Below are 23,135 nucleotides of genomic sequence, written 5' to 3' on the forward strand. Positions count from 1 at the left end.
TAAGGGATGAGTCAGCGTCGCTCGGGCTTGGCGCTGCGCGACATCAGTTCCTTGAGCGCGACCATCGGCGGCTTGCCCTCGTGGACGATGCCGACGACCGTCTCGGTGAGGGGCATGTCGACCCCGTGCCTGCGTGCCAGATCCCTTACGGATTCGCAGGACTTGACGCCCTCGGCGGTCTGTTTGGTGACGGCGACGGTCTCCTGGAGCGTCATCCCGCGGCCGAGGTTGGTGCCGAAGGTGTGGTTGCGCGACAGCGGGGACGAACAGGTCGCCACCAGGTCGCCGAGGCCCGCGAGTCCGGAGAAGGTCAGCGGGTCGGCGCCCATGGCGACGCCCAGCCGGGTGGTCTCGGCGAGGCCGCGGGTGATGAGCGAGCCCTTGGTGTTGTCGCCGAGGCCCATGCCGTCGGCGATGCCCACGGCGAGGCCGATGACGTTTTTGACGGCGCCGCCCAGTTCGCAGCCGACCACGTCGGTGTTGGTGTAGGGGCGGAAGTACGGGGTGTGGCAGGCGGCCTGGAGGCGCTGGGCCACGGACTCGTCCGAGCAGGCCACCACGGCCGCGGCGGGCCGGCGCTCGGCGATCTCCTTGGCCAGGTTGGGACCGGTGACGACGGCGATGCGGTCCGGGGTGATTCCGGTGACGTCCTCGATGACCTCGCTCATCCGCTTGGCCGTGCCGAGTTCGACGCCCTTCATCAGGGAGACGAGCACGGTGCGGGGTTCCAGGTGCGGTGCCCAGGCGGCGAGGTTGGCGCGCAGCGTCTGCGAGGGCACGGCCAGGACCGCGAAGTCGGCGCCGCGCAGCGCCTCGGCGGCGTCGGTGGTGGCCCGGACCGTGGCGGGGAGCTCAATTCCCGGCAGGTAGTCCGGGTTGGTACGGGTCGTGTTGATCGCCTCGGCGACCTCGGCACGGCGGCCCCAGAGGGTGACCTCGCAGCCGGCGTCGGCGAGCACCATGGCGAAGGCCGTACCCCATGAACCGGTTCCGAAGACGGCCGCTCTTACGGGGTGCGTCACGTGGGTCCCTTTCCTTCTGCCTTGCGCCGCTGTTCAGCACGGGCCTTGCGGTGATCGTAGAGCTCCGTGGGCGCCTTCTCGCCGCGTACCACCTCGAGCTGGGCGGTGATCGCGGCCATGATGACCTCGGTGACCTCGCGCAGCACCTCGGGTGTCGGTTCGCTCCCGTGGAAGCGGGAGAGGTCGACGGGTGGTCCCGCCCGCACCTGGAGGGTCTTGCGGGGGAACAGCCGGAGCTTGTTCTCCTTGGCGTACGGCGGCATCGCGAGATTGGCGCCCCACTGCGCGACGGGGATGACGGGGGCCTTGGTCATCAGCGCGACACGGGCGGCGCCGGTCTTGCCGGCCATCGGCCACATGTCGGGGTCGCGGGTGAGGGTGCCCTCCGGGTAGAAAGCGACGCATTCGCCCCGTTCGATGGCGGCGACGGCGGCACGGAAAGCGTCCAGCGCATTGGTCGTCTCGCGGTACACGGGGATCTGTCCGGTGCCACGCAGCATCATTCCGACAAAGGGCGTCCTGAACAGTCCGGCCTTCGCGAGGAGCCTCGGTACCCGTCCGGTGTTGTACTGGAAGTGCCCGTACGAAAGCGGGTCCAGATACGAGTTGTGATTGACCGCGGTGATGAATCCGCCGTCGACGGGAATGTGTTCCATTCCTCGCCAGTCCCGCTTGAACAGAACCACCAGGGGCGGTTTTGCGATGGCGGCCGCCAGCCGGTACCAGAAGCCGATTCTACGGCGGGACACTCGGACGCCTTTCTCTAGGAACTGACCTGTCTGCCTGGCTCACGGTGGTGATGTCGTACGCCCGGGACCTGCTGTGTGGAGAACACCGTACGCCTCGCCTACGGGGGCGGACCTCCGGGTTGTCGTACCGGCAGGCGAGAATAAGTCTCGACGCGTACGGAGGGGGAGATCGCCACGAACACCGACCCGACCGGCTTCTGGTCCCTGGTCGTCCCGCTGAAACCGCTCGCACGGGCCAAGAGCAGGTTGGGGCGGGCGGCGGGTGAGGATCTGCGTCCGCGGCTGGCCCTGGCGTTCGCCCAGGACACGGTGTCCGCCGCGCTCTCCTGCCCGGCGGTGCGGGATGTGGTGGTCGTCACGGACGACCCGGCGGCCGGTGCCGCGCTGGCCGCCCTCGGCGCGCGCACGGTGGCGGACGCGCCTGCGGCCGGTCTCAACGCGGCTCTGGAGCACGGTGCCCGGTCGGTGCGCGCGGGGCGCCCCGGTGCCGCGGTGGCGGCGCTCAACGCGGATCTGCCCGCGCTGCGCCCGGAGGAATTGGCGCGTGTGCTCGATTTCAGCTCCGCATTCCCGCGCGCATTTGTCACCGATGCACAGGAAATCGGCACCACATTTCTTGCGGCGGCTCCGGGTGCGGAATTGCGGCCGGCTTTCGGTGGTCCGTCGCGTGCCAGGCATCTGGCGTCGGGCGCGGTGGAGATCTCGGCTCCCGGCCTCGACTCGGTCCGCAGGGACGTGGACACGGGCGACGACCTGCGGGCGGCGCTGGCGCTGGGTGTGGGGCCGTACACCGCGGGGCTGAGCGCTGGATGGCGCACGTCGCGGACCGATAGGGTTCTGCCCGTGCAGGCGACCTCGTTCACGTACGACTCCGAGACCCGCACCGGCAGTGTCCTGCTCGACGACGGCACCCCGGTGGACTTCGACGCCCCCGCCTTCGACGCGGGCGGTCTGCGGCTGCTGCGACCGGGCCAGCGGGTGCGGATCGAGACCGAGGGCACGGGTGAGGCGCTGCGGATCACCCTGGTGACGCTGCAGACCTTCTGAACCGCCCTTCCTGTGTCCGGACAGCCCGCGGGCCGGGCTCCCCGAGGGGAGCCCGGCCCGGCGCGTGTGAGGAACGAGCGGTGCCCGGTCTCACTTCTTACGTGCGGTGACCTTCTTGGCTGTGATCGAGCGTGCCGTGGTCTTCTTCGCGGGCGCCTTCTTCGCCGTGGTCTTCTTGGCGGGCGCCGTGTTGGTGGCGACCGCCTTCTTGGTGGTCGTCGCCTTCTTCGCCGGCGTCGCCTTCTTCGCCGTCGCCGTCGCCGTGGTCTTCTTCGCCGTGGCGGTGGTCTTCTTCGCGGGCGCCGTGGTCTTCTTCGTGGGCGGTGCGGTCTTCTTCGCCGCTGCCGCCGCCGTGGTCTTGCGCGCCGTGGCCTTCTTGGCGGTGGCCTTCTTCGCCGCGGCCTTCGCCGTCGTACGCGTGGAAGATCCTCCGGAGAGGCTGCCCTTGGGTGCCTTCTTCACCGCGACGTCGTTCTTGGGGAGCTTCTTCGAGCCGCTCACCAGGTCCTTGAAGCCCTGTCCCGCACGGAAGCGGGGCACGGACGTCTTCTTGACCCGGACGCGCTCACCCGTCTGCGGGTTGCGGGCGTACCGGGCGGGGCGGTCGACCTTCTCGAACGAGCCGAAGCCGGTGACCGAGACACGATCCCCCGCGACAACCGCACGGACGATCGCGTCGAGCACCACATCGACAGCGTCAGCGGCCTGCTGACGGCCGCCGACCTTGTCGGCAATCGCTTCTACGAGCTGCGCCTTGTTCACGTCTTCCCCTTCGGAGACATTGCCGGAACGATACTGTCCAGGCTTTTTCGCACGTTAGGCAGATATATACCGCAAATCAAACACGAAACGGGCTAATCACCCTAGTGCCGCAACGAAGTCGACCGCTGCGCTGTTCCGCAGAGTCAGTCACCTTCGGGGAATCGGCCCTCGTCGAGGTCCTTCATCAACCGGTCCAGACGCCTTGCCGCGTCCGGGAGATCGTGCTTAGCCGCGGCCGTGACGACCAGCAGCTTCCGGGACAGCGCCATCCTTACGCTCTCCGGGACTTGCAGCGCGCGCACTCTTGAGTGCGCTTCCTTCAATCGGTCGGCGACGAGGCCATAGAGCTCGAGTTGGCTGTCGCGTTCCATGCACCGATTGTGCCATCTGGGGCGAGTTGTCGCCCGAGGGGGTCTCAACAAGCGACTGCGCCCCCTGCCGGGAGGCAGGGGGCGCAGTTCGGGAAAAGCGCTGCTCAGGCGTTGAGCGTGCGCGGCTTGTGAGTCGGCCGGGCCGCCTCGTAAGTCGCAATGTCCGCTTCGTTCTGAAGGGTGAGGCTGATGTCGTCGAGCCCGTTCAGCAGTCGCCAGCGGGCGTTCTCGTCGAGCTCGAAGTCGACGGTGATTCCCTCGGCGAGGACCTGGCGCTTCTCCAGGTCGACGGTGATCTCGGCCGTCGGATCGGCCTCCGTCAGGTCCCACAGCGCGTCGACGACCTGCTGGTCGAGGACGACGGTCAACAGACCGTTCTTCAGCGAGTTGCCGCGGAAGATGTCGGCGAAACGGGACGAGATGACCGTCTTGAAGCCGAAGTTCTGCAGGGCCCAGACGGCGTGCTCACGGGACGAGCCCGTGCCGAAGTCGGGTCCGGCGACCAGGACCGAGGCGCCTTCGCGCTCCGGGCGATTGAGGACGAAGTTCTCGTCCTTGCGCCAGGCCTCGAAGAGCCCGTCCTCGAAGCCGTCGCGGGTGACCTTCTTCAGCCAGTGCGCGGGGATGATCTGGTCGGTGTCGACGTTGCTGCGGCGCAGCGGGACGGCCCGGCCGGTGTGTGCGGTGAATGCTTCCATGGCTCTCAGACTCCGGCGGGCGTACGGGCGTCGGACAGGTCGGCGGGCGAGGCCAGATGGCCCAGCACGGCGGTGGCGGCGGCGACCTGCGGGGAGACCAGGTGGGTGCGTCCGCCCTTGCCCTGCCTGCCCTCGAAGTTGCGGTTCGAGGTGGAGGCGGAGCGCTCGCCGGGAGCCAGCTGGTCGGGGTTCATGCCCAGACACATCGAGCAGCCCGCGTGCCGCCATTCGGCGCCGGCGGCGGTGAAGACCTTGTCCAGGCCCTCCTCCACGGCCTGCAGGGCGACCCGGACGGAGCCCGGGACGACCAGCATGCGTACGCCGTCGGCGACTTTGCGGCCGTCCAGGATCGCGGCGGCGTTGCGCAGGTCCTCGATGCGGCCGTTGGTGCAGGAACCTACGAAGACGGTGTCGACGTTGATCTCGCGCAGCGGCTGTCCGGCGGTCAACCCCATGTACTCCAGGGCCTTTTCCGCGGCGTTGCGCTCCGAGGCGTCCTCGTACGAAGCGGGGTCGGGGACGTTGGCCGACAGGGGCGCGCCCTGGCCGGGGTTGGTGCCCCACGTGACGAACGGCGCGAGCTCGGCGGCCTCGATGACGACCTCGGCGTCGAAGACGGCGTCGTCGTCGGTGCGCAGCGTCTCCCAGTACGCCACGGCGGCGTCCCAGTCCTCGCCCTGCGGGGCGTGGTCGCGGCCCCGCAGGTAGTCGAAGGTGGTCCGGTCCGGGGCGATCATGCCCGCGCGGGCACCGGCCTCGATCGACATGTTGCAGATGGTCATCCGGGCCTCCATCGAGAGCTTCTCGATGGCGGAGCCGCGGTATTCGAGGATGTAGCCCTGGCCGCCGCCGGTGCCGATCCGGGCGATGACCGCCAGGATCAGGTCCTTGGCGGTGACGCTGTCGGGGAGTTCGCCCTCGACGGTGATCGCCATGGTCCTGGGGCGGGCCAGGGGCAGCGTCTGGGTGGCCAGGACGTGCTCGACCTGACTGGTGCCGATACCGAAGGCCAGTGCGCCGAACGCGCCGTGGGTGGAGGTGTGCGAGTCGCCGCAGACGACCGTGGTGCCGGGCTGGGTCAGACCCAGCTGCGGGCCGACCACGTGCACGACGCCCTGCTCGACGTCGCCCAGGGAGTGCAGCCGGACGCCGAAGTCCGCGCAGTTCTTGCGCAGGGTCTCCAGCTGGACGCGCGACACCGGGTCGGCGATCGGCTTGTCGATGTCGAGGGTCGGGGTGTTGTGGTCCTCGGTGGCGATGGTGAGGTCGAGGCGCCGGACGGGGCGTCCCGCCTGCCGCAGGCCGTCGAAGGCCTGGGGGCTGGTCACCTCGTGCAGCAGGTGCAGATCGATGAAGAGAAGGTCGGGCTCGCCCTCCGCGCGCCGGACGACGTGGTCGTCCCAGACCTTTTCCGCGAGTGTCCTACCCATCGCTTTCCCTCCGGCCGGCGTCTTCGCCGGCCCAACTAGAGATTCGGTGCGCCGCCGTCCGGACCCCCGAGCGGGGCGGTGGCTACGGGCCTTCGTGTGGCCGCACGTACAGGTTCGCAACTTCCGGGGAAAATTGAACTTGCGTTTCACAGAGTGAGACGCGAGTATCGTCGTATGGACAACTCTAGCGGCGTCGGCGTTCTCGACAAGGCGGCTCTGGTATTGAGCGCCCTGGAGTCCGGTCCGGCCACCCTCGCCGGGCTGGTCGCGGCGACAGGGCTCGCAAGGCCCACGGCACATCGGCTTGCCGTGGCACTCGAACACCACCGCATGGTGGCGAGGGACATGCAGGGCCGGTTCATTCTCGGTCCCCGGCTCGCGGAGCTCGCGGCCGCGGCAGGCGAGGACCGTCTCCTGGCGACGGCCGGGCCGGTACTCACCCACCTGCGCGACATCACCGGCGAGAGCGCGCAGCTCTACCGCCGGCAGGGCGACATGCGGATCTGTGTCGCGGCGGCGGAGCGGCTGTCCGGACTGCGGGACACCGTGCCGGTCGGCTCCACGCTCACCATGAAGGCGGGTTCCTCCGCCCAGATCCTGATGGCCTGGGAGGAGCCGGAGCGGCTGCACCGCGGCCTCCAGGGTGCCCGCTTCACGGCGACGGCCCTCTCGGGCGTACGGCGGCGGGGCTGGGCCCAGTCGATCGGTGAGCGCGAGCCGGGCGTGGCCTCGGTCTCGGCGCCGGTGCGCGGGCCGTCGAACCGGGTGGTCGCCGCCGTCTCCGTCTCCGGACCGATCGAGCGGCTGACCCGTCACCCGGGCAGGATGCACGCCCAGGCGGTCATCGACTCCGCCGCCCGCCTGAGCGAGGCCCTGCGCCGCACCGGCTGAGCACCCAGGTCACGCCCGTCCCCTCTCCGAAGGCTGCCCCAACGCCGTGGCGGCCCCCCGACTTCCGACGCCCCTCCCGGCGCACGCCCGACGTCCCGGTGACCACTCCCCGGACGTGCGATGCGCGGGACGGTCCGCCGCCCGCCGGCTCCGCTTCTCGATCGGCAGGACCCCCGTCGCGAGGACCAGGCCCAGGCCGGCACGTCGGCGTGGACCGACTCGTACGCCCCCTCCGGCACGATGCGGCTCTCGTGCCACAGCCCCACGCGGTGCGGGACTTCTCCCCCTACGCGTACGGCCTCTCCTTCGCCTCCCTCGCCTCCCTGCACTGGACGACGCGGTACGTCCGGCGCGGGCCGGACAGCGGTGTGTGGCCGAGCAGGCCCCGGCCCGGGTCCCCGCCCAACTCCCTGAGCACGCGCGGTATCGCATGCCGATCAGCAGGACGACTGCCTCGCGCTCGGCCCCCGCGGTCGTCCGGCCAGGATTCGGCTTCACGAACATCCGCACCCCCGTTGCCGGAGAGTGTCGCTGGGCGCAGGGGTGCGACTGCCGGAACTCGGCGGGCGGAGCGGCGTGTCGACCGCGACGATCAAGTACTACCTGCGTGAGGGGCAGCTCCCGGCGGGCGTCCGGATCGGCGCGACCCAGGCCGACTACGACGAGAGCCCTCTGCGCCGGCTGCGGCTGGTGCGGGCGCTGCTCCAGGCCGGCCGCCTCCCGGTGGCCACGGCCCGCGAGGTGCCCGCCCATGTCGACGACGAGTCCCTCGGTCTGACGATCCGCCTGGGCGCCGCCCTGTGGGCCCTGCCGCACGGTCCGGCACCGGACGAGGACGCCCCGGAGACGGCCACCGCGCGCACCGAAGTGGCCGCGATGCTCGCGGAGCTGGGCCGGCCGACGGCGGAGGAACTCGGCGAACTCGCCCCCGCACACCGTTCACCGGTCGGCTCGGTGGCCACGCTCATCCGGCTCGGCCACCCCTGCGACGGTGAGTACCTCGTCGAACAGGCCCGTGTCATGCGGCGGGTGGCGATGCGGGACCTGGGCTCCGTGGAGGAGTTCCCCACGGAGGGCGAGCGGGTGGAGGCCGCCGTCGCGTCGGCCGTGCTGTCCGAGCCGCTGCCGGCGTCGCGCCGGCCGGCCCAGGCGAAGGAGGCAGCGCAACGGTATAGGCGCTGAGGGGCACACGAAAAGGCCCTTCACCGAGGTGAAGGGCCTTTTCGTGTCGAGCTGTCGTACCCCCGACCGGATTCGAACCGGCGCTACTGCCGTGAGAGGGCAGCGTGCTAGGCCGCTACACAACGGGGGCTTGTTACTTGGGTCTTGCGCTGGGCTACCAGGACTCGAACCTAGAATGACGGTACCAGAAACCGTAGTGTTGCCAATTACACCATAGCCCATGGTGTGACAAGTACCCCCGACCGGATTCGAACCGGCGCTACTGCCGTGAGAGGGCAGCGTGCTAGGCCGCTACACAACGGGGGCCCTAGCGATCCTGCATCGAGTACGTGGGTGCGACCCAGATGTTCTCGCGGGAAGGATCTGTACCCCCGACCGGATTCGAACCGGCGCTACTGCCGTGAGAGGGCAGCGTGCTAGGCCGCTACACAACGGGGGCTTGCTACTTGGTTTTGCGCTGGGCTACCAGGACTCGAACCTAGAATGACGGTACCAGAAACCGTAGTGTTGCCAATTACACCATAGCCCACTGAAACGCAACCCCTGAGGGTTCTGTTTCTGTCTGCGCTTCCCGGCCGGTTCTTTCGGCCCGCTCGGGCGGCGCAGGAAGAACATTACCTGAAGGTGTCCGGCGCTCCAAAACGGGTATTGCCTGCCAGCAGCCCGGGGAGCTCGTCGAGGCCGGTGATCCGTACGAGTTCGGGCCGTCCGCCCCGCCCTCGCCGGTCCAGCCACACCCCGGTGAGGCCCGCCGCCACGGCTCCGGCGGCGTCGATGTCCGGCTCGTCCCCGACGTAGACCACCTCGTGCGGGTCGAGCTCCAGCGCCTCGCAGGCCGCGCGGAAGGCCCTGGCGTCGGGCTTGTAGACGCCGAGCTCCCGCGCGCACAGCAGCACCTCGAAGCGGTCGCGCACGCCGAGGGCGCGCAGCTTGCGTTCCTGGTGGTCGACGGAGGAGTTGGACAGGATCGCGTGCCGGTGCGTGCCGGCCAGCGCGTCGAGCACGGGCACGGTGTCCGGGAAGAGCTCCCAGGAGCTCTCGTAGTGCCCGACGTACCGCGTGAACCACGCGTCGGCGTCCGCGTCGCTCAGCTCCGCGTCCAGGAACTCCCGGACCCGGTCCCGGCAGTGCGCGTACCAGTCGGACTCCCCCGCGGCCACGCGCGCCCAGTGGACCGAGGCGATGCGCATCCAGCGGCTGTGGTGGTCCTCGTCACTGTCGGCCAGCCCCTCCGCCCGGAGGTGCCGCAGCAGGCCGGTGCGGTCCGACCCCGCGTAGTCGAAGATCGTGTCGTCCACGTCCCAGAGGACCCCGCGAATCGCCATGCCCTCGAATCTACCCGCCCCGGAACGCGGTGATGCCGGACACCCACACTCCGTTACCGCCGCGCCGGGCCGGTGCCGTGAACGGCCGGAGGCCGGGACCCCCGAGGGGTTCCCGGCCTCCGGTGCGCGCCGAACAGTCACACGGTGAGCTTCGCGAGCGCCGCGTCGATGCGGCCGATCGTCTTCTCGCGGCCCAGGATCTCCAGGGACTCGAAGAGCGGCAGGCCGACCGTGCGGCCGGTGACGGCGACGCGGACCGGGGCCTGCGCCTTGCCGAGCTTCAGGCCGTGCTCCTCACCGGCGGCGAGGACCGCGGCCTTGAGCGATTCGGCGTTCCACTCGGCGGCGAGCAGCTTCGCCCGGGCGGTGACGAGCAGGGCGTCGGAGCCCTCCTTCATGGCCTTCGCCCAGGACGCCTCGTCCTCGACGGGCTCGTCCAGGAAGAGGAAGTCCACGTTGGCCGTGATGTCCGACAGGACCGTGACGCGGGTCTGGGCGTGCGGGGCGATCTCCGCGAACTGCGCCGCGTCGAAGGCCTCGGGCGCCCAGGGGGCGAAGGGGGCCTTCAGCCAGGGGCCGCAGGCCTCGGTGAAGGTCTTCACGTCGAGCATCCGCAGGTGCTCGGCGTTGACGTGCTCGGCCTTCTTCAGGTCGAAGCGTGCCGGGTTGGCGTTGACGTCCGCGATGTCGAACGCGGCGACCAGCTCGTCGCGGGTGAAGATGTCGCGGTCCTCGGCGATCGACCATCCCAGGAGGGACAGGTAGTTGACCAGACCCTCGGCCAGGAAGCCGCGCTCGCGGTACAGGTTGAGCGAGGCCTGCGGGTCGCGCTTGGAGAGCTTCTTGTTGCCCTCTCCCATGACGTAGGGCAGGTGGCCGAACGCGGGGGTTTCCTTGGCGATGCCCAGCTCGATGAGCGCCTTGTAGAGGGCGATCTGGCGCGGGGTGGAGGAGAGCAGGTCCTCGCCGCGCAGGACGTGGGTGATCTCCATCAGCGCGTCGTCGACCGGGTTGACGAGCGTGTAGAGCGGGGCGCCGTTGGCGCGGACGATGCCGTAGTCCGGGACGTTCTCCGGCTGGACGGTGATGTCGCCGCGGACGAGGTCGGTGAAGGTGATCGCCTCGTCGGGCATCCGGAAGCGGACGATGGAGGTCCGCCCCTCGGCCTCGTACGCCGCGGTCTGCTCGGCGGTCAGCGCGCGGCAGTGGCCGTCGTAGCCCGACGGCTTGCCGGCCGCGCGGGCCGCGTCACGACGGGCGTCGAGCTCCTCGGTGGAGCAGTAGCAGTGGTACGCGTGACCGGCGGCCAGGAGCTTCCCGGCGACGTCCTTGTAGAGGTCCATCCGCTGCGACTGGCGGTACGGGGCGTGCGGGCCGCCGATCTCGGGGCCCTCGTCCCAGTCCATGCCGAGCCACCGCATCGAGTCGAGCAGCTGCTCGTAGGACTCCTCGGAGTCACGGGCCGCGTCGGTGTCCTCGATGCGGAAGACCAGGGTGCCCTGGTGGTGCCGGGCGAATGCCCAGTTGAAGAGGGCTGTCCGGACCAGGCCCACGTGGGGGTTGCCGGTCGGGGAGGGACAGAAACGTACGCGAGGGGGCCTCCCCTGGTCGAGCGAAGCCGAGAGCTTGGGGACGGGTCCGTTATCCACGCTTGATCACCTTGTTGGTGAGAGTGCCGATGCCTTCGATGGTGACGGCGACTTCGTCGCCGACGTGCAGGGGCCCGACCCCTGCGGGGGTTCCCGTGAGGATCACGTCGCCCGGGAGCAGCGTCATGGCTTCCGTGATGTGGACGATCAGGTCCTCGATGGAGCGGATCATGTCGCTCGTCCGGCCCAGCTGGCGTTGCTCGCCGTTGACGGTGGCCTGGATCGCCAGGTTGCCGGGGTCGAGGTCGGTCTCCACCCAGGGGCCGAGCGGGCAGGAGGTGTCGAAGCCCTTCGCCCGGGCCCACTGCTTCTCGCGCTGCTGGACGTCGCGGGCGGTCACGTCGTTGGCGCAGGTGTAGCCGAAGATGACGTCCTTGACGCGCTCGCGCGGGACCTCGCGGCACATGCGGCCGATCACCACGGCCAGCTCGGCCTCGTGGTGCAGGTCCTCGGAGAAGGAGGGGTACTCGATGGCGTCGCCCGAGCCGATCACCGAGGTGGTGGGCTTGAAGAAGGCGATGGGGACATCCGGGACCTCGTTGCCGAGCTCGGCGGCGTGTTCCGCGTAGTTGCGGCCGATGGCCACGACCTTGTTGGGGAGCACGGGCGGCAGGAGCCGGACCTTCCTGAGCGGGACCTTGGTCCCGGAGAGCTCGAAGTCGGCGTACGGGATGCCCTTGATGATGTCGAGGACGAGGCTGTCGGGGCTGTCGCCCTCGACCGCGCCGAAGGCGACATTGCCGTCGATGGAGAACCTGGCGATGCGCACGGGTTGCTGTCGCCCCTCACTTGCTGGCTGGCTGAAGACTGACGCTCCAGGCTAGCGCCTCGCCCGGCGCGGACCGCCCCCATGAGGAGCGTCGTCCGGGGCGTGCGCTCGCGAGGCGGACGGAAGCCCTCGCAGTCGAGCCACCAGGGCTTTCCGACCGGCACCGCCGGCGTGCGTGCCGGGCGGCGCGACAGGACGGGCGGTCCTCGTCCGCGAGGCGGGGCGGACCGCGTCGGGCGGGGCGGGGCGGTCCGCGTCGGGCGAGGCACCCGCGCGGGTGGGAGGGGACAGCCTCGCGCGTCAGCCCGCGGCCGCGGCGGAGGCGGGGGCCTCCATGAGGATGGTGCGGCGGGGGTTGGCCGTCTGGGTGGGCAGGTCGACGGCGTGCTCCGGCTGTTGCGGCCTCTGCAGCCCCTCGGCGTCCTTGAGGTGCACCAGCGTGGTGCGCCGGGGGTTGGCAATGTTGCGGAACGTCATCGTCGTCTTCATCTGCCGTATGGACCCTTGTCGCTGGGGCGCCGCCCGGAGGGGGCGCGGGTTGTCGGATTCGCTATCCCTGTAAAGCGCCAGGCTAAACATCCGATTCCCCGCACAAGCGGGGATGAGACGGCGATCATGATGTGAGTTTGCTCACGAAGTAGCGGACAAAAACGCCATTACGGGCAGTCGATCGCCTGAAACAAATCAGACAATGCGTCATTGAATCTCTCATTCCGCTCCCGATCATGCCGTCTGGGACACCAGGCACCCCCGGAACACCCGACCCTATTCGTACGATTTACACCTGAACACGCTCCACTGCTTGTTACTCACCCATCACACCGTGTCATCCAGGTCACAGCCCGGTACGTGGGCCTTGTTGGAGATCCCCCACTGTGCTGGAATTCCACGCACCGCCGCGGGTTTCAGGCCCGGCGCGCAGGGCGCGACGCAGCGCCGAGTGGCGGCGGGAGGGGGAAGTACGCCGGTCACTCACGACCACCATGGGGCGCGTCCAGCGCCCCACGACGCCGACACCGTTCCGCCCGCAGTACGCGGAGGGACGCCTGGTCCAGAGGTTGCGACGCTAGTGCAGGGACGTTTCAAGAGGGATGGCACCGCTCCGGCGGAACAGGAGCCGCGCGGCGTGACGGACCGCGGTTCCTCGCCCCAGCACGCCCAGAACCCCGGGCCGGCCGCAGCCGGTGACAACGGCGACCGCGCACAACGACCGGGCACGACGAGCGCGGGCGCGGAGACGCCCACACCCGCCAAGGCCACCGGCCCCACCAGCACCGGCTCCCGGCTGGCGCTGCGCAACTGGCGCATCAGCACGCGTCTGGTCTCCCTGCTGGCCCTCCCCGTGGTCGCGGCGACCACCCTGGGCGGCATGCGCATCAACGAGTCCATGAACGACATGGACCAGTTGGAGCACATGCGGATCCTCACCGACATGACCAAGCAGGCGACCGCGCTCGCCAACGCGCTCCAGGAGGAGCGCGACAAGTCGGCCGGCCCGCTGTCGAACGGCGTGAAGGCCACCGACTTCAAGGTCAGCGAGTCCCGGAAGCGGACCGACCGGGCCAAGGACGCCTTCTTCGCCGCCACCGACGACATCGGCAACACGCCGGGCGACGAGGCGCTGGACAGCATCCACTCCAGCGTCAGCCAGATCGGCAACCAGCTCGGCGACATCGTCAGCATCCGCAAGGACGCGTACGCCGAGGGCGCCCCCAGCCTCAACACCATCGACCGGTACAGCCAGCTGATCACCTCGCTGCTGAGCCTCTCGCAGGACATGGCGCAGGCGACCAGCAACCCGGACATGATCAAGCGCACCCGCGCCCTGGCGGCCTTCTCGGCCTCCAAGGAGTACGCGTCGGTCCAGCGCGCGATCATCGCCGCGGCCCTGCCGGACGGCAACGGCGAGGCGGACCTCGACGAGAACGACAAGACCTTCGGACGCAACGCGCTCAACAAGGAAGACACGACGCGCAAGACGTTCGAGACGACCTACGCCAGCACCGGGGCCGACGCCACGGACCTCCTCGCCTCGCTGGACAACGGCAACCCCGAGATCAACTCCGCGGACATGTACGCGAAGAAGGTGCTCGACAGCCCGCTGGGCATGCAGGGCAGCACCCGGCGTACGTACATGGACTGGTACGACCAGGCGTCCAACAAGATCGGGGCGATGAACACCATCGAGGAGACCCTCCTCGGTGAGATGGAGACCAAGGCCCGCGAACTGCGCGACGAGTCGCAGCGCGACGCCCTCCTCAACGGTGCGGTCATCCTCATCGTCCTCGGTGTGTCCCTGGTCGGCGCCTTCGTCGTGGCACGGTCCATGATCCGCTCGCTGCGGCGACTGCAGGACACCGCGACCCGGGTCGCCCAGGACCGGCTGCCCGAGCTCGTCAAGCAGCTCTCCGAGACCGACCCGCAGGACGTCGACACCTCCGTCGAGTCGGTCGGCCTGCACACCCGGGACGAGATCGGCCAGGTGGCCGCGGCCTTCGACGACGTGCACCGCGAGGCGGTCCGACTGGCCGCCGAGCAGGCGCTGCTGCGAGGCAACGTCAACGCGATGTTCACCAACCTCTCGCGCCGCAGCCAGGGCCTCATCCAGCGTCAGCTCTCGCTCATCTCCGAGCTGGAGTCGCGCGAGGCCGACCCGGACCAGCTGTCCTCGCTCTTCAAGCTCGACCACCTCGCGACCCGTATGCGCCGTAACGGCGAGAACCTCCTCGTCCTCGCGGGCGAGGAGCCGGGCCGCCGCTGGACCCGTCCGGTGCCGCTGGTCGACGTGCTCCGTGCCGCCGCCTCCGAGGTGGAGCAGTACGAGCGCATCGAACTGGCCGCCGTACCGGCCACCGAAGTGGCCGGCCGGGTCGTCAACGACCTCGTGCACCTCCTCGCCGAGCTGCTGGAGAACGCCACGTCGTTCTCCTCCCCGCAGACGAAGGTCCGGGTCACCGGTCACGCCCTGCCCGACGGACGTGTGCTCGTCGAGATCCACGACACCGGTATCGGCCTCTCCCCCGAGGACCTGGCGGCCATCAACGAGCGGCTCGCCTCGCCGCCCACCGTGGACGTCTCGGTCTCCCGCCGCATGGGTCTGTTCGTGGTCGGCCGGCTGTCCCTGCGTCACGGCATCCGGATCCAGCTGCGTCCCTCCGACTCCGGTGGTACGACCGCGCTGGTCATGCTGCCCATGGAGGTCGCGCAGGGCGGCAAGCAGCCGCCGTCCAAGCAGGGCCCGGGCCAGCAGGCCGGTGCTCCCGGCGGGCTCCTCGCCGGCGGCGCTCCCGGCGCGGGCCGTCCCGGTCTCGGCGGTGCCCCCGCGGCACCCGCCAACGGTCTGGGCTCCGCCTCCGGGCCGCGCGGGCAGGTCGGTGCGGGCTCCGGTCCGCGGGCCGCGCTGCCCTCACGCGACGGCGGTCCCCGTCAGCCGCAGCAGCCGGGCGGCTTCCCCGGCCCGAGCACCCAGGGCCCCGGTCAGGCCCCCGGTCTGCCGAACCAGGGCAGGCCCGAGGGCCCGCGTCAGGGCGGCGGACTCTCCGGTGCCTTCAGCGGCGGTGCCCGGATGGGCGCACGCGGTCAGCAGGACCCGGCGGGTACGGACCCGAACCGGCCCAACCTGTTCGGTCACTCCGGTCCGGGTCAGCCCAACCGGCCCGGCCAGCAGAGCGGTCCGCCGGCACGGCAGGCTCCGCAGCCGCAGCAGGCCCAGCACGGCCAGGGCGACCAGGGCGGCTTCCAGCAGCCCGGCGGCCCCGGCCGTCAGCTGCCGCCGCCCGGCGCGCCGCGGGCCGAGCTGCCCGGCGGCAACCCCCAGCCGCAGCGTCCGCAGAACACGAGCTGGGGCGTCGAGGATCAGGGTGCGCCGCTGGACGCCCCGCGTGGTCACGAGGAGCCCGACTCCGGCAGGTTCGCCCGCCCGGGTACCTCCGCCCCGCAGCACTCCTTCGACGCGCCGAACCAGCGCCCGCCGATGAACGACCGTCAGGGCCCCGGTGCCACGGCCGAGTTCGCCCGCCCCGACTTCTCCGCACCGCAGGCGCCCCAGGTACCCCAGGTACCGGACGCGGCGAGCACCGCGCAGTTCGCGCGCCCCGACTTCAACGCGCCGCCGCAGAACCAGGGCTTCGGTGACCGGCCCCAGCAGCACCAGCAGATGCCCGCGCCGCGTCACCGTGACGACTCGGACTTCGGCGCACCGCGCCCGCCGGCTCCTGCCGCACCCGAGCCGCAGTACCGTCCGGCGCTGCCCGAGGCACTGCCGCCGGCCGGTCCGGGCGACGGGCGTACACCGCTGTACGACACGCTGGAGACGAACTGGTTCCACGGTGTGCAGCAGGGCGGTCAGCCGCCCGCCGCGGAGCCGCAGGCACCGGCCGCCCCCGAGGAGGCGGCGGGTATCCCCGCTCCGCCCATGCCGCGCCGTGGCGCGGCCGACACGGCCGCCACCAGTTCCTGGCGCGCTTCGCCCAACGACGAACTCGTCCGGCAGGCGGAACGCGTCAAGAAGCCCGCCGCGGGCGGCATCACAACGTCCGGACTTCCGCGCCGTGTTCCACGTGCCAATTTGGTGCCGGGCACTGCTCAGCAGCAGAATCATGAGTCCGGACCCCAGGTTTCGCGTGCGCCCGATGACGTACGCGGCCGTCTGACCAATCTCCGCCGGGGCATCCAGCAGGGACGACAGGCCAACAACGGTCCGTCTACCGGCAGTTTCCAACTCGGCCCCACTCACCAGCAGGAGCGTTAGTTGAGCCCCATGAGTCAGGCCGCGCAGAATCTGAACTGGCTGATCACCAACTTCGTGGACAACACCCCAGGGGTGTCGCACACGGTGGTGGTCTCCGCGGATGGCCTGCTGCTGGCGATGTCCGAAGGTTTCCCGCGTGACCGCGCCGATCAGCTGGCGGCCGTCGCCTCCGGTCTGACGTCGCTGACGGCGGGTGCCTCCCGGATCTTCGAAGGCGGCGCCGTGAGCCAGACCGTTGTGGAGATGGAGCGGGGATTCCTCTTCCTCATGTCCATCTCCGACGGATCCTCGCTGGCGGTCCTCGCCCACCCGGACGCGGACATCGGCCTGGTCGGATACGAGATGGCCCTCCTCGTCGACCGTGCGGGAACCGTCCTCACCCCCGACCTCCGCGCCGAACTACAAGGCAGTCTGCTCCACTAGGCGGCCATGCAGCGGACACTTGACACGTTCCCCCCAGGTACTACTCGAAACCCTCACCCGTCCGGCCGCTTCAGCCCCCTCACCGGCCCCTTCAGACGGCAAGGCGACACCCTGCTGTCACGCCCGGAGGATTCATGACCCCGCCACCCGCCTCACCTGATCCGTACGGCGCTCTGCACCACGCGTCGTACGACGGTGAAGGCGACCAGCCGCTGGTCCGTCCCTACGCAATGACCGGCGGCCGGACCCGGCCGCGCTACCAGCTCGCGATAGAGGCGCTGGTCAGCACAACAGCAGACCCCGCTCACCTCGGGACCCTGCTCCCGGAGCATCAGCGGATCTGCCACCTCTGCCGCGAGGTCAAGTCGGTGGCCGAGGTCTCGGCCCTGCTGTCCATGCCCCTGGGTGTGGCCAGGATCCTCGTGGCAGACCTGGCGGAAGCCGGCATGGTGGCCATCCACCAGCCGGGCAACGGAGAGGCCGGCGGCGCGCCGGATGTGACACTGCTCGAAAGGGTGCTCAGTGGACTTCGCAAGCTCTAGTGGCGGCACGGGCCGCGCCACCACTTCGGCGAAGATCGTCGTGGCGGGCGGTTTCGGCGTGGGTAAGACCACGTTCGTCGGTGCCGTTTCGGAGATCAACCCGCTGCGCACCGAAGCCGTGATGACGTCCGCGTCCGCGGGCATCGACGACCTGACCCACACCGGGGACAAGACCACCACCACGGTGGCCATGGACTTCGGACGCATCACCCTGGACCAGGACCTGATCCTCTACCTGTTCGGCACCCCCGGACAGGACCGCTTCTGGTTCATGTGGGACGACCTGGTCCGCGGCGCCATCGGCGCCGTCGTCCTCGTCGACACCCGCCGCCTCGCCGACTGCTTCCCCGCCGTCGACTACTTCGAGAACAGCGGCCTCCCCTTCGTCATCGCCCTCAACGGCTTCGACGGACACCAGCCCTACACCCCCGACGAGGTGCGCGAAGCCCTGCAGATCGGGCCGGACGCACCGATCATCACGACGGACGCCCGTCACCGCGCCGATGCCAAGAGCGGTCTGATCACGCTGGTGGAGCACGCGCTGATGGCCCGGCTCAAGTGACCGCAAGTCGGTAGTGATCTACGGAAGTTGTTGTAGTCAAGCGGGGGCGGGCTGTGTCCTACGACACGATCCGCCCCCGTGTTCATAACATTTCGACAGAGAATTGGAACCACAACACCACCCGACGCATCCGGCCGGTACCACTGCGCTCACTTGAGCCCCGCCTTTTGACGGGGCTCGCTCTTTATGCCCGTTTTATGCGAGACATAGGCCACCCGGAATTGAGCATTCCGACTGTTTGGAACGCGGCCCTTCCGCATGCTGCAATGCCTCGAACTACCGAGCAGTACGGCCCTGAACGAATAATCCGGCACAACGTTGGTGCCGACGCCGAGAGGTTGTTGGTCGAGTGAGGCGAAGCAACGAGGGCTCCGCGGCGCAGCCGGAGCGGGGCAACTTCACCCCGCCGCCGCGCGCTGCGGTGTCGCCTGCGAGCACGTCCGAGGAGGCGCCGGCAGGTGGCAGCACCAGTCGGCTCTCACCGCGCAACTGGCGGGTGCCCACCCGGCTGAACGCGATCCTCCTGATACCCGCCCTGGTCGGCCTGATCATGGGCGGCTTCCAGGTGAAGGGGTCGATCGACACCTGGAACGAGGCTCAGGACGCCGAGAAGACGGCGCAGGTCGTCCGCGCGGCCTCGGAGTACGGGCAGGCGCTGCTGAACGAGCGTGACCTCACCGCGCAGCCGCTGCTGTCCAACAAGCGCACCGCCGCCGAGGTGGAGCGGGTGCGCGCCACGACGGACGACGCCGCGGAGAAGTTCGCCTCCGCCGTGAAGGGCATGCCGGAGAAGCAGGGCCTGGAGCGCCGCCTCAAGCTGTTCCAGCTGGAGGAGCCGCTGCTCCCCGAGCTTCGCAAGGCCGCCTACGCCGAGGCGATGGACCCGGTGAAGACGGAAGAGGGCTACACCAAGGTCCAGCACTCGCTGATGGAGTTCTCCAACGAGCTCGGCCTGGGTACGGGCAACATCACCAGCTACGGCCGGACCGTCTACGCGATCGAGCTGGCCAAGGCCGCCGAGTCGCTCCAGCGCTCCATCGGCATGCACCTGCTGGTGCGCCCGAGCCAGGAGCAGGGCAAGTTCAACGACCAGGTCAAGGCGTTCGGCTCGTACAACTACCTGGAGCAGATCGCCCTCGGCGAGTTCGTCTCCGGTGGTACGGAGGCCGACGCGGCCCGGCTCAAGGAGGTCATGGCCGGCAAGGCCGCCGAGGGCGCCAAGGAGCTCAAGTCCGCCAAGGCGCAGGCCGACGCGACCGGTGAGCCGTTCGTGATGCCGCCGAGCATCGACGGTTCGGTCTTCGACGGCATGGCCCAGCAGATCGGCCTGGGCAAGAACCCCGAGCAGCTGCGGGCCAAGGGGATCACCCCGGAGACCTGGATGGCCGCGGCCACCGCCAAGTTCGACGGCTACACCACGGTCGAGAACGAGCTCGTCGACAAGGCCGTGACCGAGGCCGCGGAGATCTCCTCCAGTGCCCGCAACGACGCGTTCATCAACGCCACGATCGTGATCATCTCGCTGCTGGCGGCCTTCGTCATCGCCGGTCTCATGGCCCGCCAGATGAGCCGCGCGATGCGGCAGCTGCGCTCCGCCGCGTTCGGTATCGCCGAGCAGCGCCTGCCGATGCTCGTCGACCAGTTGTCGCGGACCGAGCCCGGCCGGGTGGACACCCGGGTGCAGCCGATCCCGATCAACACCCAGGACGAGATCGGCGAGGTCGCCCGCGCCTTCGACCAGGTGCACCGCGAGGCGGTCCGGCTGGCGGCCGAGCAGGCCATGCTGCGGGGCAACGTCAACGCGATCTTCACCAACCTGTCGCGCCGCAACCAGTCGCTCATCGAGGGCCAGCTGACCCTCATCACCGACCTGGAGAACAACGAGGCCGACCCGGACCAGCTGGAGAGCCTCTTCAAGCTGGACCACCTGGCCACCCGCATGCGCCGCAACGGCGAGAACCTCCTCGTTCTCGCAGGCGAGGAGCCCGGCCGCCGCTGGAACCAGCCGGTGCCGCTGGTCGACGTGCTGCGGGCCGCCTCCTCCGAGGTGGAGTCCTACGAGCGCATCGAGCTCACCGGCGTACCGGAGAGCGAGATCCACGGCCAGGCCGTGACCGACCTCGTGCACCTGCTGGCCGAGCTCCTGGAGAACGCCACCACGTTCTCCTCCCCGCAGACCAAGGTGCGCGTGACCGCGACCCGGCTGCCCGACGGCCGCGTCATGGTCGAGATCCACGACAAGGGGATCGGCCTCACCGCCGAGGACTTCGCGGACATCAACCACAAGCTGGCCAATCCGCCGACCGTGGACGCCGCGGTGTCCCAGCGCATGGGCCTGTTCGTGGTCGGCCGGCTGGCCGACCGGCACGGCATCCGCGTCCAGCTGCGCCCCTCGGGCGAGCAGGCGGGGACCACCTCGCTGGTCATGCTGCCGGACGCCATCACCCACGGTGGCGGTGGCGAATCCGCGCCGCAGGGTGACTTCACCGTCTCCTCGATCATGGCCGAGCAGCAGCAGCCGCAGCCGCAGGCCTTCGACCCGATGCCGCAGCAGCTGCCGATGCGTACGGCGGCGGAGCTCGGCTTCGACGACTCGCGCTACGACACCCCGGCGGCGGACTCCCCGCAGCTGGACCCGGTCAACCGCTCGCTGATGCGTGAGGAGCGACGGGCCGCGCTGGAGGCACAGACGGGCGGCGAGCGTCCGGCGTTCCCGGGCGAGGGTGTGCAACAGCCCTACGCCCAGGAGCAGTTCGGGCAGCAGCAGTACGCTCCTGAGCCGTACGCCCAGCAGCAGCAGGGCTACGCACCACAGGGGTACGAGGCCGGCTACGACCAGTACGCCCCCGAGGGCGGTTACCAGCAGCAGGCCCCGCAGCAGCCCCAGCAGCCCCAGCAGAACGGCTATGCGGAAGCCGCGTACGCGGCTCCGGAGGTCCAGCAGGAGCAGTACGCCGACCCGTTCGCGCCGCGGCCCGACCCGCCCAACCAGGGCGACTGGGCGGATCAGGGCACGTACCAGGGCGGGTACAACGCCCTCGGGCAGCCCGAAGCGGAATCCCTGCCGAGTGCTCCCCAGGAGCCGCAGGAGCACGTAGGCTTCGACCGTCCGGACCCGGCGCCGAAGGCCGGCCCCGAGTTGACCGACGCGGGTCTCCCGCGCCGGGGTGCCGGGCAGCAGCACTGGCAGCCCACCGGTAGAGGAAACGATCAGCCTGCCCCGCCGGAACAGCGGCAGCGGCCCCCGCAGCAGCAGGAACAGCAGCCGGAGCCGCAGGCGGACGGGCAAGGCACCGACGACTGGCGCTCGACCAACGACGAACGCTGGAAGCAGGCCGAGAAGCTCAAGGAGCCGAAGGCGGGCGGAATCACCCCGTCCGGGCTCCCCCGGCGCGTACCCAAGGCCAACCTGGTCGAGGGCACCGCGGAGCAGACCCAGCAGGGCGGCCCACAGGTCTCCCGCGCTCCCGAGGACGTACGGGGCAGGTTGAGCAACCTGCGCCGTGGCGTGCTGCGGGGACGTACCGCGGGTTCGGACAGCAGTAATACCTACAACCAGGAGCGTTAGTGTGAGCCCGATGAGCCAGGCGGCGCAGAATCTCAACTGGTTGATCACCAACTTCGTGGACAACACCCCCGGGGTGTCGCACACGGTGGTGGTCTCCGCCGACGGACTCCTGCTGGCGATGTCCGAGGGATTCCCGCGTGACCGTGCCGATCAGCTGGCGGCGGTCGCCTCCGGTCTGACGTCGCTGACGGCGGGTGCCTCCCGGATCTTCGAGGGCGGCGCCGTGAATCAGACCGTTGTGGAGATGGAGCGGGGATTCCTCTTCCTCATGTCCATCTCCGACGGATCCTCGCTCGCCGTGCTCGCCCACCCGGATGCCGATATCGGCCTGGTCGGGTACGAAATGGCACTTCTTGTCGATCGCGCAGGGAGCGTCCTCACGCCGGATCTCCGTGCCGAACTCCAGGGAAGTCTTCTTAACTAATAGACAGACAGTGCGTTTCTCGTCACCGCCCCATAGGGTGCGGTGGCGCGGCACCACTGGGATGGCGACCGGCAGTCGGAGGAGGAAACGTGACAGCACCCACAGGTGGACACCCGTACGAGGGTGGTCAGCGGGTCCCGGGTGAGCAAGGTGACAACCGTTTCGGCAGCTCCTCCGTACCCGGCAGACAAGGTTCGAACGACTCTTATCAGCCGTACCGGCCGTACCAGCAGCAGGACGCTCAGGGCGGGTGGCCGCAGCAGCAGCCCCAGCAGCCGTCGTGGCCGCAGCAGCAGCCACAGCGGTACGACGCTCCGCCGTCGCACATCCAGCCGGTCCAGCGGCACGAGCCCGAGCCCTCGCGGCCCGCGGCGCACAACCCGCTGGTCCGTCCGTACGCCATGACCGGCGGCCGGACCCGGCCGCGTTACCAGCTCGCCATCGAGGCGCTGGTCAGCACCACGGCGGATCTGTCCAAGCTGCAAGGGCAGTTGCCCGAGCACCAGCGGATCTGCCGGCTCTGCATCGAGATCAAGTCGGTGGCCGAGGTGTCGGCCCTTCTCTCGATCCCTCTCGGCGTTGCCCGGATCCTCGTCGCCGACCTGGCCGAGGCCGGACTCGTCGCTATCCATCAGCCCGGCGGCGACGAGACCGCCGGCGGCCAACCAGATGTGACACTGCTCGAAAGGGTGCTCAGTGGACTTCGCAAGCTCTAGCGGCGGAGCGGCCCGCTCCACTACCTCGGCGAAGATCGTGGTGGCAGGGGGCTTCGGCGTGGGTAAGACCACGTTTGTCGGTGCCGTTTCGGAGATCAACCCGCTGCGCACCGAAGCCGTGATGACGTCCGCGTCCGCGGGCATCGACGACCTGACCCATACCGGGGACAAGACCACCACCACGGTGGCCATGGACTTCGGACGCATCACCCTGGACCAGGACCTGATCCTCTACCTGTTCGGCACCCCCGGACA

Annotated in this window: 20 protein-coding genes, 5 tRNA genes and 1 pseudogene; 11 read left to right on the forward strand and 15 right to left on the reverse strand. The window is 69.8% G+C overall.

Going from position 1 to position 23,135, the window contains the following annotated elements; all coding sequences use genetic code 11:
* Positions 1–11 precede the first annotated feature (11 nt).
* On the reverse strand, positions 12–1,022 hold the full coding sequence (locus ACFWVP_RS27010) for an NAD(P)H-dependent glycerol-3-phosphate dehydrogenase (RefSeq protein WP_384500473.1): 1,011 nt from the start codon (positions 1,020–1,022) through the stop codon (positions 12–14).
* On the reverse strand, positions 1,019–1,771 hold the full coding sequence (locus ACFWVP_RS27015; RefSeq protein WP_384500474.1) for a lysophospholipid acyltransferase family protein: 753 nt from the start codon (positions 1,769–1,771) through the stop codon (positions 1,019–1,021). The genes ACFWVP_RS27010 and ACFWVP_RS27015 overlap by 4 nt, the downstream gene beginning before the upstream one ends.
* A gap of 168 nt (positions 1,772–1,939) precedes the next feature.
* On the opposite strand from ACFWVP_RS27015, the pseudogene cofC reads away from it, so the two are divergent.
* A pseudogene (gene cofC / locus ACFWVP_RS27020) lies at positions 1,940–2,596 on the forward strand (2-phospho-L-lactate guanylyltransferase); the annotation flags it as partial.
* A gap of 312 nt (positions 2,597–2,908) precedes the next feature.
* Here cofC and ACFWVP_RS27025 read toward each other — a convergent pair.
* From ACFWVP_RS27025 to leuC, 4 genes are all read right to left on the reverse strand, one after another.
* A complete protein-coding gene (locus ACFWVP_RS27025; protein WP_384500475.1) occupies positions 2,909–3,580 on the reverse strand; it encodes an HU family DNA-binding protein in 672 nt (223 codons plus the stop codon).
* Positions 3,581–3,723: 143 nt separating this feature from the next.
* Positions 3,724–3,951: a hypothetical protein gene (locus ACFWVP_RS27030; protein WP_384500477.1), complete on the reverse strand. Its 228-nt coding sequence runs from the start codon at positions 3,949–3,951 to the stop codon at positions 3,724–3,726.
* 104 nt (positions 3,952–4,055) lie between these two features.
* Positions 4,056–4,649, reverse strand: a complete 594-nt coding sequence (leuD, locus tag ACFWVP_RS27035; protein WP_384500478.1) for a 3-isopropylmalate dehydratase small subunit — start codon at positions 4,647–4,649, stop codon at positions 4,056–4,058.
* A gap of 5 nt (positions 4,650–4,654) precedes the next feature.
* Positions 4,655–6,079, reverse strand: a complete 1,425-nt coding sequence (leuC, locus tag ACFWVP_RS27040; protein WP_384500479.1) for a 3-isopropylmalate dehydratase large subunit — start codon at positions 6,077–6,079, stop codon at positions 4,655–4,657.
* Between the two features lie 174 nt (positions 6,080–6,253).
* On the opposite strand from leuC, the gene ndgR reads away from it, so the two are divergent.
* Both ndgR and ACFWVP_RS27050 read left to right on the forward strand, forming a co-directional pair.
* Entirely contained in the window at positions 6,254–6,970 is a 717-nt protein-coding gene (gene ndgR / locus ACFWVP_RS27045; protein ID WP_014048551.1) for an IclR family transcriptional regulator NdgR, read from the forward strand.
* A gap of 543 nt (positions 6,971–7,513) precedes the next feature.
* Positions 7,514–8,152: a MerR family transcriptional regulator gene (locus ACFWVP_RS27050; protein WP_384500480.1), complete on the forward strand. Its 639-nt coding sequence runs from the start codon at positions 7,514–7,516 to the stop codon at positions 8,150–8,152.
* Between the two features lie 57 nt (positions 8,153–8,209).
* On the opposite strand, the gene ACFWVP_RS27055 is transcribed toward ACFWVP_RS27050, so the two are convergent.
* The 9 genes from ACFWVP_RS27055 to ACFWVP_RS27095 all read right to left on the reverse strand — a co-directional run bounded on the left by ACFWVP_RS27055 (position 8,210) and on the right by ACFWVP_RS27095 (position 12,384).
* Positions 8,210–8,282: transfer RNA gene (locus tag ACFWVP_RS27055), tRNA-Glu, on the reverse strand.
* A gap of 19 nt (positions 8,283–8,301) precedes the next feature.
* Positions 8,302–8,373, reverse strand: a tRNA-Gln gene (locus ACFWVP_RS27060).
* A 12-nt stretch (positions 8,374–8,385) separates the two neighbouring features.
* Positions 8,386–8,458, reverse strand: a tRNA-Glu gene (locus tag ACFWVP_RS27065).
* Between the two features lie 60 nt (positions 8,459–8,518).
* Positions 8,519–8,591: transfer RNA gene (locus ACFWVP_RS27070), tRNA-Glu, on the reverse strand.
* Positions 8,592–8,609: 18 nt separating this feature from the next.
* Positions 8,610–8,681 (reverse strand) — tRNA-Gln (locus ACFWVP_RS27075).
* An 85-nt stretch (positions 8,682–8,766) separates the two neighbouring features.
* Positions 8,767–9,477, reverse strand: a complete 711-nt coding sequence (locus tag ACFWVP_RS27080; RefSeq protein WP_384500482.1) for an HAD family hydrolase — start codon at positions 9,475–9,477, stop codon at positions 8,767–8,769.
* 137 nt (positions 9,478–9,614) lie between these two features.
* Positions 9,615–11,126, reverse strand: a complete 1,512-nt coding sequence (gene gltX / locus ACFWVP_RS27085) for a glutamate--tRNA ligase (protein ID WP_384500484.1) — start codon at positions 11,124–11,126, stop codon at positions 9,615–9,617.
* Positions 11,119–11,895 (reverse strand): fumarylacetoacetate hydrolase family protein, encoded by a 777-nt coding sequence (locus ACFWVP_RS27090; RefSeq protein WP_384500486.1) that lies wholly within the window; start codon positions 11,893–11,895, stop codon positions 11,119–11,121. Before ACFWVP_RS27090 ends, gltX begins: the two co-directional genes overlap by 8 nt.
* Before the next feature lie 300 nt (positions 11,896–12,195).
* On the reverse strand, positions 12,196–12,384 hold the full coding sequence (locus tag ACFWVP_RS27095) for a hypothetical protein (RefSeq protein ID WP_384500488.1): 189 nt from the start codon (positions 12,382–12,384) through the stop codon (positions 12,196–12,198).
* 580 nt (positions 12,385–12,964) lie between these two features.
* Here ACFWVP_RS27095 and ACFWVP_RS27100 point away from each other — a divergent pair.
* The 8 genes from ACFWVP_RS27100 to ACFWVP_RS27135 form a co-directional block, all read left to right on the forward strand.
* The gene (locus ACFWVP_RS27100) at positions 12,965–16,645 is read left to right on the forward strand and encodes a nitrate- and nitrite sensing domain-containing protein (protein ID WP_384500489.1); all 3,681 of its coding nucleotides are present in this window, start codon (positions 12,965–12,967) and stop codon (positions 16,643–16,645) included.
* 9 nt (positions 16,646–16,654) lie between these two features.
* Positions 16,655–17,068: a roadblock/LC7 domain-containing protein gene (locus tag ACFWVP_RS27105; RefSeq protein ID WP_006127850.1), complete on the forward strand. Its 414-nt coding sequence runs from the start codon at positions 16,655–16,657 to the stop codon at positions 17,066–17,068.
* A gap of 134 nt (positions 17,069–17,202) precedes the next feature.
* Entirely contained in the window at positions 17,203–17,610 is a 408-nt protein-coding gene (locus ACFWVP_RS27110) for a DUF742 domain-containing protein (protein WP_003966010.1), read from the forward strand.
* Positions 17,591–18,172, forward strand: a complete 582-nt coding sequence (locus tag ACFWVP_RS27115; RefSeq protein ID WP_003966011.1) for an ATP/GTP-binding protein — start codon at positions 17,591–17,593, stop codon at positions 18,170–18,172. The genes ACFWVP_RS27110 and ACFWVP_RS27115 overlap by 20 nt, the downstream gene beginning before the upstream one ends.
* Positions 18,173–18,521: 349 nt before the next feature.
* Complete coding sequence (locus ACFWVP_RS27120) at positions 18,522–21,740, forward strand: nitrate- and nitrite sensing domain-containing protein (protein WP_384500491.1); 3,219 nt, start codon at positions 18,522–18,524, stop codon at positions 21,738–21,740.
* A 10-nt stretch (positions 21,741–21,750) separates the two neighbouring features.
* Positions 21,751–22,164: a roadblock/LC7 domain-containing protein gene (locus ACFWVP_RS27125; RefSeq protein ID WP_030125847.1), complete on the forward strand. Its 414-nt coding sequence runs from the start codon at positions 21,751–21,753 to the stop codon at positions 22,162–22,164.
* An 89-nt stretch (positions 22,165–22,253) separates the two neighbouring features.
* Positions 22,254–22,880 (forward strand): DUF742 domain-containing protein, encoded by a 627-nt coding sequence (locus ACFWVP_RS27130; protein ID WP_384500493.1) that lies wholly within the window; start codon positions 22,254–22,256, stop codon positions 22,878–22,880.
* Positions 22,861–23,135, forward strand: a 275-nt coding sequence (locus ACFWVP_RS27135) for an ATP/GTP-binding protein (protein WP_186343733.1), incomplete at its 3' end; no start/stop codon positions are given. The genes ACFWVP_RS27130 and ACFWVP_RS27135, both read left to right, overlap by 20 nt.

Origin of the sequence: Streptomyces sp. NPDC058637 (assembly GCF_042717325.1) — a bacterium.
Taxonomy (GTDB): Bacteria; Actinomycetota; Actinomycetes; order Streptomycetales; family Streptomycetaceae; genus Streptomyces.

Bases quoted from the DNA above. Each gene is read 5' to 3' on its own strand.
- ACFWVP_RS27030 (WP_384500477.1), bottom strand. From the start codon at position 3,951: ATGGAACGCGACAGCCAACTCGAGCTCTATGGCCTCGTCGCCGACCGA.
- leuD (WP_384500478.1), bottom strand. From the start codon at position 4,649: ATGGAAGCATTCACCGCACACACCGGCCGGGCCGTCCCGCTGCGCCGC.
- leuC (WP_384500479.1), bottom strand. From the start codon at position 6,079: ATGGGTAGGACACTCGCGGAAAAGGTCTGGGACGACCACGTCGTCCGG.
- ndgR (WP_014048551.1), top strand. From the start codon at position 6,254: ATGGACAACTCTAGCGGCGTCGGCGTTCTCGACAAGGCGGCTCTGGTA.
- ACFWVP_RS27080 (WP_384500482.1), bottom strand. From the start codon at position 9,477: ATGGCGATTCGCGGGGTCCTCTGGGACGTGGACGACACGATCTTCGAC.
- ACFWVP_RS27095 (WP_384500488.1), bottom strand. From the start codon at position 12,384: ATGAAGACGACGATGACGTTCCGCAACATTGCCAACCCCCGGCGCACC.
- ACFWVP_RS27105 (WP_006127850.1), top strand. From the start codon at position 16,655: ATGAGTCAGGCCGCGCAGAATCTGAACTGGCTGATCACCAACTTCGTG.
- ACFWVP_RS27110 (WP_003966010.1), top strand. From the start codon at position 17,203: ATGACCCCGCCACCCGCCTCACCTGATCCGTACGGCGCTCTGCACCAC.
- ACFWVP_RS27125 (WP_030125847.1), top strand. From the start codon at position 21,751: ATGAGCCAGGCGGCGCAGAATCTCAACTGGTTGATCACCAACTTCGTG.